Origin of the sequence: Pseudomonas sp. JV449, from assembly GCF_032424295.1 — a bacterium.
Lineage (GTDB): Bacteria > Pseudomonadota > Gammaproteobacteria > Pseudomonadales > Pseudomonadaceae > Aquipseudomonas > Aquipseudomonas marginalis.
The window spans coordinates 1-12,159 of sequence record NZ_VYKD01000009.1 but is presented as its reverse complement, the minus strand read 5'-3'; the positions used below and the strand labels follow the sequence as shown (position 1 = coordinate 12,159).

Annotated in this window: 9 protein-coding genes and 1 pseudogene; 4 read left to right on the top strand and 6 right to left on the bottom strand. The window is 60.5% G+C overall.

What is annotated here, in order from left to right; all coding sequences use genetic code 11:
- Nucleotides 1–293 precede the first annotated feature (293 nt).
- From xylF to F6S08_RS10570, 3 genes are all read left to right on the top strand, one after another.
- On the top strand, nt 294–1,292 hold the full coding sequence (xylF, locus tag F6S08_RS10580) for a D-xylose ABC transporter substrate-binding protein (RefSeq protein ID WP_065926258.1): 999 nt from the start codon (nt 294–296) through the stop codon (nt 1,290–1,292).
- A 128-nt stretch (nt 1,293–1,420) separates the two neighbouring features.
- Nucleotides 1,421–2,965 (top strand): D-xylose ABC transporter ATP-binding protein, encoded by a 1,545-nt coding sequence (xylG, locus tag F6S08_RS10575; RefSeq protein WP_315871563.1) that lies wholly within the window; start codon nt 1,421–1,423, stop codon nt 2,963–2,965.
- Nucleotides 2,966–4,102, top strand: a complete 1,137-nt coding sequence (locus tag F6S08_RS10570) for a sugar ABC transporter permease (protein ID WP_027603558.1) — start codon at nt 2,966–2,968, stop codon at nt 4,100–4,102.
- 5 nt (nt 4,103–4,107) lie between these two features.
- Here the strand turns inward: F6S08_RS10570 and soxR are convergent, their stop codons facing one another.
- Complete coding sequence (gene soxR, locus F6S08_RS10565; RefSeq protein WP_065926256.1) at nt 4,108–4,560, bottom strand: redox-sensitive transcriptional activator SoxR; 453 nt, start codon at nt 4,558–4,560, stop codon at nt 4,108–4,110.
- A gap of 88 nt (nt 4,561–4,648) precedes the next feature.
- Between soxR and F6S08_RS10560 the strand changes: the two genes are divergently transcribed.
- On the top strand, nt 4,649–6,097 hold the full coding sequence (locus tag F6S08_RS10560) for an MFS transporter (RefSeq protein ID WP_065926255.1): 1,449 nt from the start codon (nt 4,649–4,651) through the stop codon (nt 6,095–6,097).
- A 43-nt stretch (nt 6,098–6,140) separates the two neighbouring features.
- Here F6S08_RS10560 and F6S08_RS10555 read toward each other — a convergent pair whose 3' ends face one another.
- From F6S08_RS10555 to F6S08_RS10540, 5 genes and pseudogenes are all read right to left on the bottom strand, one after another.
- Nucleotides 6,141–7,061, bottom strand: a complete 921-nt coding sequence (locus tag F6S08_RS10555; RefSeq protein ID WP_315871562.1) for a substrate-binding domain-containing protein — start codon at nt 7,059–7,061, stop codon at nt 6,141–6,143.
- A gap of 17 nt (nt 7,062–7,078) precedes the next feature.
- Nucleotides 7,079–7,834, bottom strand: coding sequence for a methyl-accepting chemotaxis protein (locus F6S08_RS31385; RefSeq protein WP_370671265.1), 756 nt, complete (start codon nt 7,832–7,834; stop codon nt 7,079–7,081).
- Nucleotides 7,835–7,936: 102 nt separating this feature from the next.
- A pseudogene (locus F6S08_RS31380) lies at nt 7,937–8,356 on the bottom strand (HAMP domain-containing protein); the annotation flags it as partial.
- Between the two features lie 919 nt (nt 8,357–9,275).
- Nucleotides 9,276–10,526, bottom strand: coding sequence for a glycoside hydrolase family 68 protein (locus F6S08_RS10545; protein WP_315871560.1), 1,251 nt, complete (start codon nt 10,524–10,526; stop codon nt 9,276–9,278).
- A 251-nt stretch (nt 10,527–10,777) separates the two neighbouring features.
- A complete protein-coding gene (locus F6S08_RS10540) occupies nt 10,778–11,716 on the bottom strand; it encodes a pectate lyase (protein WP_315871559.1) in 939 nt (312 codons plus the stop codon).
- Nucleotides 11,717–12,159 lie beyond the last annotated feature (443 nt).

Here is a 12,159-nt window from a genome sequence, read left to right as displayed (position 1 = left end):
GAAGCGGCCCCAAACCCAGGCACCTCGGTGTGTCAGCTAAAAACACATCGCCTGCAATGTGGCCGCTTCGCGCCCCAGCGCGGGGCAAGCCCGCTCACCACAACAAGCCCCCTCACCACACCAAACCCATTCACCACAATAAGCCCATTCACCACGACAAACCCATTCACCACAAAAGTCCTGTTCACCACAAAAGCCCGGCTTGCCACAACACGCCGGTTAGCCACACCTACAGTGTTCGCCTAAAGTCTTCACCCAGTGTCTTTCCAACAACAATAAAAGGACGCACCACCATGAAGTCATTCAAACGTACCCTGCTCGCCACCGCCCTGGCCCTGCTCGCCCTGCCGGTGATGGCCGACTCCGCCCACCCGAAAATCGGTTTTTCCATCGACGACCTGCGTCTGGAACGCTGGTCCCGGGATCGTGACTACTTCGTCGCCGCCGCAGAAAAACTCGATGCCAAGGTCTTTGTGCAGTCCGCCGATGCCAACGAGCAGAAGCAGATTTCGCAGATCGAAAACCTGATCTCCCGGGGTGTCGATGTGATCGTGATCGTGCCGTTCAACGCCACCGTGCTGACCAACGCGGTCGCCGAAGCCAAGAAAGCCGGGATCAAGGTGGTGTCATACGACCGCCTGATTCTCAACGCGGACATCGATGCGTACATTTCCTTCGATAACGAAAAAGTCGGCGAGATGCAGGCCAACGGCGTGCTGCAAGCGGCGCCCAAGGGCAATTACTTCCTGCTCGGCGGCGCGCCCACCGACAACAACGCCAAGGTACTGCGCGAAGGCCAGATGAAGGTGCTGCAACCGGCCATCGACAAGGGCGACATCAAGATTGTCGGCCAGCAGTGGGTCAAGGAATGGAACCCCACCGAAGCCCTGAGCATCGTCGAGAACGCCCTGACCCGCAACAGCAACAAGATCGACGCCATCGTCGCCTCCAACGACGCCACCGCCGGCGGTGCGATCCAGGCCCTGGCCGCCCAGAAACTGGCGGGCAAGGTGCCGATCTCCGGCCAGGACGCCGACCTCGCCGCCGTCAAGCGCGTGATCGACGGGACCCAGACCATGACCGTGTACAAGCCGCTCAAGCTGATCGCCACCGAAGCCGCCAAGCTCTCGGTGCAACTGGCGCGTAACGAGAAGCCCACCTACAGCTCGCAGTACGACAATGGCAGCAAGAAAGTCGACACCATCCTGCTCACCCCGACCCCGCTGACCAAGGCCAATATCGACCTGTTGGAAAAGGACGGGTTCTATACCAAAGAGCAGATCGGCCTGTAGGCGCTGGCTTGCCAGCGAAGATCGCGAACGAAAACGCGGAAAGCCTGAATAAACGCGGTGACTTGGCGTTTTTCGCGAGCAAGCTCGCTCCTACAGTCATGTCGTCAGTCCTGTGTGTGAGCCATGGTATGTCCGACTACCTGCTGCAAATGAACGGCATCGTCAAAACCTTTGGCGGTGTCCACGCGCTGAACGGCATCGACATCAAGGTACGGCCGGGGGAATGTGTCGGCCTGTGCGGCGAGAACGGTGCCGGTAAATCCACCCTGATGAAGGTGCTGTCGGCGGTCTACCCCCATGGCACCTGGGAGGGGGAAATCCTCTGGGACGGGCAACCGCTCAGGGCCCAGTCCATCAGCGAAACCGAGGCCGCCGGTATCGTCATCATTCACCAGGAACTGACCCTGGTGCCCGACCTGTCGGTGGCCGAGAATATCTTCATGGGCCACGAGCTGACCCTGCCCGGCGGGCGCATGAACTACCCGGCGATGCTGCACCGCGCCGAAGCGTTGATGCGCGAGCTCAAGGTGCCGGACATGAACGTCGCGCTGCCGGTGTCACAGTACGGCGGCGGCTACCAGCAACTGGTGGAAATCGCCAAGGCCCTGAACAAACAGGCGCGCCTGCTGATCCTCGACGAGCCTTCCTCGGCCCTGACCCGCTCGGAAATCGAGGTACTGCTCGACATCATCCGCGGCCTCAAGGCCAAGGGCGTGGCCTGCGTGTACATCTCCCATAAGCTCGATGAAGTGGCGGCCGTGTGCGACACCATCGCGGTGATCCGCGATGGCAAGCACATCGCGACCACGGCCATGGCCGACATGGACATCCCGCAGATCATCACGCAGATGGTCGGGCGGGAAATGAGCAACCTCTACCCAACCGAGCCCCATGCCATCGGCGAGGTGATTTTCGAAGCGCGCAACGTCACCTGCTATGACGTCGACAACCCCCAGCGCAAGCGCGTCGACGATATTTCCTTTGTGCTCAAGCGCGGCGAAATCCTCGGCATAGCCGGGCTGGTGGGCGCCGGGCGTACGGAGCTGGTGTCGGCGTTGTTCGGCGCCTACCCCGGCCGCTACAGCGCCGAGGTGTGGCTCGACGGCCAGGTGATCGACACGCGTACGCCGCTCAAATCGATCCGCGCCGGGCTGTGCATGGTGCCCGAGGACCGCAAGCGCCAGGGCATCATCCCTGACCTGGGCGTGGGCCAGAACATCACGTTGGCGGTGCTCGACACCTATGCCCACCTGACCCGCATCGATGCCGAGGCCGAACTGGGCAGCATCGACCAGCAGATCGCACGCATGCACCTCAAGACCGCCAGCCCGTTCCTGCCGATCACCAGCCTGTCCGGTGGCAATCAGCAAAAGGCTGTGCTGGCGAAAATGCTGATGACCAAGCCCAAGGTGCTGATCCTCGACGAGCCCACACGCGGGGTGGATGTGGGCGCCAAGTATGAGATCTACAAACTGATGGGCGCGCTGGCGGCAGAAGGCGTGTCGATTATCATGGTTTCCTCGGAATTGGCCGAAGTGCTCGGCGTGTCCAACCGCGTGCTGGTCATCGGCGACGGCCAGTTGCGTGGCGACTTCATCAACGAGGGGCTCACCCAGGAACAGGTGCTCGCCGCCGCGCTCAGCCAAAACAATAACAATCGGAAAACCGCGTAGATGAATCAGGTCAAACAGCTGTTCACTCGCTACAAAATGCTCGCACTGGTGATCGCCGTGGCGTTTATCTGGCTGTTTTTCAGCTGGCAGACCGAGGGCGGCTTCCTCACCCCGCGCAACCTGTCCAACCTGCTGCGGCAGATGTCGATCACCGGCATCCTGGCGTGCGGCATGGTGCTGGTGATCATCAGCGGTGAGATCGATTTGTCGGTGGGTTCGTTGCTGGGACTGTTGGGCGGGCTCGCAGCGATCCTGGATGTGGTCTATCACATTCCGCTGCTGGCCAACCTCAGCCTGGTGGCGTTGTGCGGCTTGATGATCGGTTTGGCCAACGGCTACATGACCGCTTACCTGCGCATTCCGTCGTTTATCGTTGGCCTCGGCGGCATGCTGGCGTTTCGCGGGATCCTGCTGGGGATCACCGGCGGCACCACCATCGCGCCGGTGTCGCCGTCGCTGGTGTATGTAGGCCAGGGGTATTTGCCGCATTCGGTGGGGGTTGGCCTTGGGGTCTTGCTGTTTGCCCTGACTCTGTTTTTGACCTGGAGACAACGGCGCAACCGCGCGCTGCATGGCTTGGCACCGCACGCCCTGATGCGCGATGTGCTGCGCGTGGGGGTGATCGGCGCGGTGCTCGCCGGGTTTGTCACCACCCTCAACAGCTACGACGGCATCCCCGTACCGGTGCTGCTGTTGCTGGTGCTGCTCGGCGTGTTCAGCTACGTCACCAGCCAGACCGTGTTCGGCCGCCGCGTCTACGCGGTGGGCAGCAACATGGAAGCCACGCGCCTGTCAGGCATCAACGTGCAGGCGGTGAAACTGTGGATCTTCGGCATCATGGGCGTGATGTGCGCCCTCGCCGGCCTGGTCAATACTGCGCGTCTCGCGGCGGGCTCACCGTCAGCGGGCAATATGGGCGAGTTGGATGCCATCGCTGCGTGCTTTATTGGGGGTACGTCGATGCGCGGCGGCTCGGGCACGGTGTATGGCGCTTTGCTCGGGGCATTGGTGATTACCAGCCTGGATAACGGCATGTCGATGCTGGACGTGGACAGTTACTGGCAGATGATTGTGAAGGGCAGCATCCTGGTGTTGGCGGTGTGGGTGGATGTGAGTACGCGCACGGGTCGGCGCTGACTGCCTCACTTCCCGAGCAACACGGCCCCATCCCCCAGCCGTCCCAACTGATCCCCCGGATTGCGCAACGGGCAATCATCCAGGGACAGGCATCCACAGCCGATACAGCCATCGAGTTGGTCGCGCAGTTGAGTGAGGCTGTTGATACGCTCACTCAACAGGTCGCGCCAGCGTGTGGAGAGTTGGGTCCAGTCCTTGGCCGTCAATGGCCGTCCTGAAGGCAGTTCGTCCAACGCGTCCTTGATCGTCGCCAACGGAATGCCCGCGCGCTGCGCGACCTTGATCACCGCAATTCGGCGCAGTACGTCACGCTGATAACGACGCTGATTGCCCGCGCTGCGTTGTGCGTGAATCAACCCCTTGGCTTCGTAGAAATGCACCGTGGCCACGGTCACGCCGCTGCGGCGGGCCAATTCGCCCACGCCGAGGGGGATGCGCACATCGATTTTCGCTTCCATCCAGCTCTTGACCTCATCTAAACATGAGGTTTTATAAAGGGTGTCGGCTTGCCTTGGCAAGCCTTCAGTCCTTTGAATCGGAGCCTGCATGGACACACCTCAACCCTCCCCCTCCAACTGGGCCGCGCTGTTGTCCGGTGCCAACGGCGTACGTTCGCTCGCACTGGCAGGCGGCGTGGTGCTGCATGCGATCAACGTGTACATCGCCACCACGATTCTGCCGTCAGTGGTCCAGGACATCGGCGGCATCGACTACTACGCATGGAACACCACGTTATTTGTCGCCGCCTCGATCCTCGGCTCGGCATTGTCGGCGCGCCTGCTTGGCAGCCTCGGGCCGCGTGCGGCGTACCTGGTCGCCAGCCTGGTGTTCGCCGGCGGGGCCTTGGCCTGTGCGTTTGCGCCGTCCATGCCGGTGATGCTCGTGGGGCGGTTGGTGCAGGGACTGGGTGGTGGGTTCTTGTTCGCGCTGTCCTACGCGATGATTCGGTTGGTGTTCGATGAAAGCCTGTGGCCGCGCGCGATGGCGTTGGTGTCGGGGATGTGGGGCGTGGCGACGCTGGTCGGGCCAGCGGTGGGCGGAGTGTTTGCCGAGCTGGGCATATGGCGCGCGGCGTTCTGGTCGTTGATTCCGGTGGCCGGGTTATTCGCGGTGCTGGCGGCGGCGGTCCTGCCCAGGCGCAGCACCGAGAGCGCTGCGCCGACCCCGTTGCCACTCGCCCAACTGGTGCTGCTGACGGCGGCGGTACTGGCGGTGTCGGCCGGCAGTGTCTCGTCCACCCTGCCCCTGAACCTGCTGGGGCTGGCCGTGGCGGCGGTGTTTACCGCGCTGCTGATCGTCACGGAAAGCCGCGCCCGCCATCGACTGTTGCCCGCCGGAGCGTTTCGGATCACCACGGCACTCGGCGCGCTGTACGCGACGATGTCATTGCTGGCGGTGGCCGTGACCAGTGGCGAAATCTTCGTGCCGCTGTTTCTTCAAGTCCTGCACCACCAGTCGCCGCTGGTGGCCGGTTATCTGGCGGCATTGATGGCGGCTGGCTGGACGCTGGGGTCAATCGCCAGCGCGGGTGTGACGGGCAGCAACATTCGACGGGCGATCCTGGCCGGGCCGATCCTGGGCGTGGTGGGCATGGTGGCGCTGGCCATCTTGATGCCCGTCGAAAGCAACGGCAGCGGGCAGACGCTCACACCGATCTGCCTGGCGCTTATCCTGATTGGGTTGGGCGTGGGGCTGGCTTGGCCGCACTTGCTGACCCGGGTGTTCCAGGTGGCGCCGGCCGGTGAGCAGGACCTTGCCAGCGCGTCGATTACCACCGTGCAGCTGTTCGCTACCGCGTTTGGCGCGGCACTGGCGGGCATGGTCGCGAACGTCGCCGGCCTCACTGAACCCGGCGGTGTCGAAGGCACCGCAAGCGCTGCGGTGTGGCTGTTTGGGGTGTTTGCACTCGCGCCTGTGGTGGGTGTTCTGATTGCCAGGCGGGTGGTTCGCATGATCGGTCAGTACCATGCCAAGCTCACCAATACCCCTGCCTGAGCACATTTGACTGCATTCCAAGGTTGGATCGAGGTGCTCAGTGCTATTCAAACGCCTGGCGATTCTCAGGCGTAATCAACTTGAACGGCACCCAGACCACCGCCGACTCCAGCACCTCGCCGCGTACCAGGCGCAGTGCGGTGTCCACTGCGCCGCCGGCCTGGCCGGCGGCATCCTGGAACACGCTGACCGCCATCTTGCCCTCAGCCATCAATTTCAAGCCGTCCGGTGTGCCGTCGATGCCGCCGACCCAGTAGTCCTTGGCCTGCTTGCCGGCCTTTTCCAGCCCCATGATCGCGCCGATCGCCATTTCATCGTTATTGGCCGCGATGATCGAAAAATCGACGCCCTGCTTGACCCAGTCAATGACAATCGTGGCGGCCTGGCTACGCTCCCAGTTACCGACTTTTTTCTGTACGACTTTCATATCGGGGTATTTGGCGACGACTTTTTCCACGTCCTCGGTGCGCATCAAGGAGGACGCGTTGGCGGGGTCGCCCACCAGAATCACCACGTTGCCCTTGTAACCGGCGCGGCGCGCCAGCTCTTCCATCTGCAAAGTACCCGACTCCAGCTCGTTGGAGCCGACAAACGCGGTCTGCGCCGGCCACTTTTGCGGGGTCGGGTTGCGGTTGACGAACACCAGCGGGATCTTTGCATCCGAGGCCAGCTGCATCATCTGCGCCGCACTTTTGCCGTCGACCATCGCGACGATGATCGCATCCACCTTGGAATTGACCAGGTTGCGGAATTGGCGCATCTGCAAATCGACGCTGTCCTGCCCGTTCTCCATAAAGATGTCTGCGTTCATGACGCTGGCCTGTTGCTGCACCCCGTTGCGCAGCAGGGTCTGGAAGTTATCGTCGTACTTTGCCATGCCTACACCCAGCAAGGGCGTGGCGGCCTGGGCTGGGCCCGGAATGAACAGCGTCGCCCCCAAGGCGAGGATTAACCATGCTTTCATGTTCTGACTCCCGCGGCTCAAACGCTGAAATGATGGAGCAGCTCGCGCTGCACCTTGGCCATGTCCGACAGCTCGTGGCTGCTGATGGCGGACTGCTCGGCGCCGTCTGCCGTCTGCTGGGCCGAATCGTTGATCTGGATGACCATCCGACTGGTTTCCTGCACCGTGGCGCTCTGCTCCTCGGTGGCGGCGGCGATCTGGATATTCATGTCGCGGATACTGTCGACCGAGTCGCTCATCGACAGCAGCAAGTCACCCGCGCCCGAGGCCAGGGACACGCACTGGGTGGACTGCGCCTGGCTTTCGTTCATCACATGCACCACCGAGTGAATCTTTTCCTGCATGAGCCCGATCATGTCCTGGATTTCGCTGGTCGAGGTCTGGGTACGGCTGGCCAGGGAGCGCACTTCATCGGCCACCACCGCAAAACCGCGTCCCTGCTCGCCGGCACGGGCCGCTTCGATCGCCGCATTCAGGGCGAGCAGGTTGGTCTGTTCCGCAATGGTGCGAATGGCGACAACAATGCCCTCGATATTCTGTCCGTACTTCTGCAACTCATCGGTCACCTGCGTGGCCTTGTTCACCTGGTCGGCCTGCTGGCGGATGTTGACGATGGTCTCGGCCACACGCGCCTGCACCTTGTGCGTAAGTTCACTCGTGTCGTCCACGGCCTGGCGGGTGTCCTGCGCACGCCGGGCCACCTCTTCGACCGTGCTTTCCATCTGCGTCATGGCCGAAGCCGCCGATTGCAAGCGGTCCTTCTGTTCATCCACCACCCGGGTGGTCTGCTCGCTGTTCAGGGCGTTGCTGCCCGCGGTAACGGCCAGCGCATCGGCAGAGCCGATCAATTCACGGAAGGTTTTGCGCAGGGCCGTGGTCAGTTCGTTCAGGTAACCGCCCAACTCACCGAACTCGTCTTTACGGCTGACATCGAAACTGACCCGCATGTCTCCCGCAGTAAGCGTCTTGAGGACTTCGCGAAACGCCGCCAGCGGACGCCGCAGGCTGAAGGCGACCCAGGTACCAATCGCCACCGCCGCCAGCACCGCCAGCACACACGCGATCAACAGCAAGCTGCGGCTGGTGCCGATGGTCGCATTGGCCGACTGGCTGGCCTGGTTGGCGACCTCCAGGGACTGGCTGCCGAACTCGCCAATCCTGTCCAGGGTGGCTTTCAGCGCCGCGTCAACCGCACTGCGTTGCTGCTGCACCTGCGCGGCCAGTTTTGCCTCCACCTGATAAGCCTGGAACAGGCCGTCAGGGGCGGTCAGGTCCCTCAGCAGGCGATTGACCATGACGCCGGCAATCCGCCCGACCCTGGGGTCAATCGCCGCCAGGGCCTGGGCCCGGGTGCTGATCACTTCGTCCTGGAGATTGAGCACACGCTGTAATTTATCAATGGCCGGCGTGACGGTATGAGCCGCGAAGCCATCGTAGGATTTGTTGACCTCCAACAGCAGCTTTTCCGCTGCGGCCACCTGTTGCGGTTCGCCGACACTGCGTGCATGGGCAATGTAATCGCGCAGATAGCTGGTCAGCTGTATCGCCTGTGCACTGCTGTAGCCTTGCAGTTGCCGCGTCAGCGCCAATTGCTGCACGTGTTGCACGTGGGACGCCATCAGCGCCTGCGCCTGTTCGGCGTAGGCCGCTACCTGTTGGCGCTGCTGCGCCAGGTTCGCGCGCAGCGCCTCATGCTCGCCCGTATAGGCAACGGTGCTGTCGAGCAATTGATTGAACTGGGCGATGCTCTCGGTGAACGGTCGCTTGCCGTCCTCGATCTGCTTGGGGTCGGTGCTGATCTGAAGGGCCAGCAACGCCTGGTTGGCGCGCAGGATGTGCACGTATAGCTCACTGGCGGCCCGGCTCAAGGGTGCCGACTCGCCGGTGATAATGTTCAAGCGACTGCTGATGGATTGCGTGTTCTGATAACTGATCCCCGCCATGACTAGCAGTAACAGCACCAACACCGCAAACCCGCCGATCACACGCTGCAATATGGTCATGGCCACCCCTTTTGATTTTTATTCGTTGACCTGAGCGACGACCAGGCGTGCACCTACGCGTTCGGGATCACTCGTGGTGCTAGTGCCTGTATCGGCCAGGTGGGCGAGGACTTGAGCCTTGAAGGCAGGCTGAAATGCGGTCAAAAAAAGTGGGAGGGGGCAAGCCCCCTCCCACCTACCTGATGAATTCAGGCTGGGTTTTGCACTGCGGTCACTGGCTCAACACCACATCCCGCATCGCCGGAATGTAGCCATAGTCATAAGCCTCCTGCACAAACGAACGATCGCCCTTCAACACGATCCTGACCGTCGGCGCTTCGGTGCCGCCGATGCGGTAGTCATCGCCGGTGGTGGGCACGCTGTCGATAAACGACGTCACCAGGCCGTTGGGCATCACACAGTGGGAATACGTCTGGAACGGCTGCGACGGCGGATTGCCGAGGACCAGCCCGGACGCGTTCATCGGCGTATAGGGCCCGAACAGATGATCGCTGACGAACCCATAGACGCCATCCGGCCCCGTCACGCCATCGGCATAGGTGAACTTGTGGCTGATGGTGAACAGGTAGTACTTGTTGTCCTGGAACACATAGTGCGGCCGTTCGGTCTGGTCGTTCACGCCGACGGCCGTGACCAGGGGCGGCAGGATTTCCCATTCGTCACCGTTGAGGTCCTTGGCCACGGCGATGCCGATGCAACCCACCTGGTAGCGGGCACCGCCCACGGCCTCGTGCCCCGGCGGCACCAGGCCCAGCTCGTTCGGGCCCACTTCGTGAGTGCCGCGCTCGCCGGCCACATTGCCTTCGAACACCATGTACAACTTGCCATCGACGGGATCGATAAAGGGGCTGGGATCGCGAAAGTTCCAGGTCGCATTCTGCGCTTCAGTTTGATAATAGGTGCCGTCGGCGTCGAACAACGACTTGACCTGATCAAAGCCCTGGAGGGTGACACCGGTGTCCGACGTAATGACCTGGCCCCGGACTTTGGCAATCGTGGCACCCGGCGTGACGCAGGTGTAGTACAGGTCGATGTCACCGTTGTTATTCAACAGGATCGGCGTGCCCGCCCATTCACGGGTGGTCGGCGAAACCCCTTCGGCCATGACACGGCCGCCGAAGATCCAGTCCTTGCCGGTACGCGAATACCAGTAGCAGATCCGCGCATGACCATGGCGGTCTTCCCAATCGCGCTTGATGTCGTAACGGCCATCGGCATTGATGAATTGTGGATCATGGGGGCGACGGTCGGCGGTCAGGGTGAAGATTACTGACCAGCCATTCACCGATACCACCGTGCCATCCAGTTCACGCAAGGGCATGGTGTCCCAGATAAAGACCGTGTCACTCATGACAGGAAAGTCAGGACTCACTAACGGCTGTGTCGTCGTCGGGTCATTTTCATTAACTTTCAGCGCATCGGCCCGTGTCCAGCGAGTGGGTGTGTGATTCGCATGTTTCATGATGATGTCCTTTTGCTGACGCTTAAGTGACAAGCGAAGATTAAATAGCACCGAACAGCCAGCAACTTAATACTGACTGAAAGAGCAAGAGATAGTTGGCTCTGCAAGTGCGCACCAAGGTTTAACATGGGCACTTGCTTATCGCAACATGAAGAATTATTTATATTACAAGGGCCATCACTGTATTTATATCCTTGATATAAATACAGTGGCACTTGCAATAAATGACAGCTCAGTAGAAAGCTAGCTAATCAACTACCGAATACCAGCGCCGCAGCCTGGGCACCGGCATTCTTCTGGGTGAAGTCCTTGGCTTGCGCCGCAGTCTTCAAGGTATAGGCGTAGTTGGAACTGGCCGTCCATTGTGCTTTGGGCGACTTCTGGTTGGTGATCGGCGGCACACTGTTTGTATCCGTGAACGTCCCGGTGCCTTTGTCATCCAACATGCCTTTGTTTTGGCTGCCCTCGCCAAAATAGTTACTTTCAGACAGGATATTGGCGTTCTGCGCCAGGGTAAAACCGAGGTGGAAGTTATTGATGTAGTTGTTATACACATGGAAATAACCATAGCGCATCAAGCCGGGTGCGCGCACTTCCATATTGTCGAAGCGGTTATGGCACAACGTCAGGCGCGGATAACCGTTGAACTCTACCTTATTATCATCCGCCGGGTGACCGAAGATCAGCCCGTACTTGTGGCTGCCAAAGAAGCAGTTGCTGATGGTGGCATAATCGGCTTTTTCACCGATATACAGCAGTTTATCTTCACTGCCGTCAGTGGTGGACCAGCTGTGACCGACAAACGAGCAATGGTCAATCCAGTACTTGCTGCCGTAGTTCAGGTACACCTGAATATCGTCATTGGCCTTAATGCTCGCCGAATGCTTGAAGATAATATTCTGCAGAATAATGTTCTGCGACTGCGCGGTTGCACGCAGGTGAATATTCTCCAACGTGCGGTTCTGGAACGAACCGATCAGGGTCTTGTTGGCGCCCAAGTTGACTTTGGTCAGGCTCGACGCCGAGATATTACTGTTGATCACCAATACCCGTGGGGTGGTGTCGCCAATATTGGCCTTGAGTTGATCCAGGGTGGTGATACTGACCACAGGACCGGACCAGCCGCCAGTGACTTTTGCCGCGAGGGCGAAACCGGTCAAGCCGGTGAGTTTGCTTTCTGGATAGGACATGAGTTCCCTCTCTATCAATCAAACGGCTCGGTATAACGAGCCTGTGCATTAAGTTAATCCATTAACTTGCACACAGTGTTTGGCGTGGCTGATGTTGCCATCCTGGTTGATCAGCGCTTAAACACTGTGTTTATGTACAGTATTCGTCATTCGCCTGGCCGTCAACCCTCAAGTGAAAAACAACCAAAAGTGGGAGGGGGCTTGCCCTAATGCTGATCAGTAGAGAGATAGAACGGGCAAACAGTAACCAGTGGCGAGCGGGCTTGCTGTGGTGAGCGGGCTTGTCCCGCGCTGGGCTGCGAAGCAGACCCAAAACCAGGCGCTGCGGTTTTCCTGACAGAACACAGGGAGCCTGATTGGGGCTGCTTCGCAGCCCAGCGCGGGGCAAGCCCGCTCACCACAGTTACAGTGTTTTTCCTTAACTGACTGGCAAGCCCCCTCCC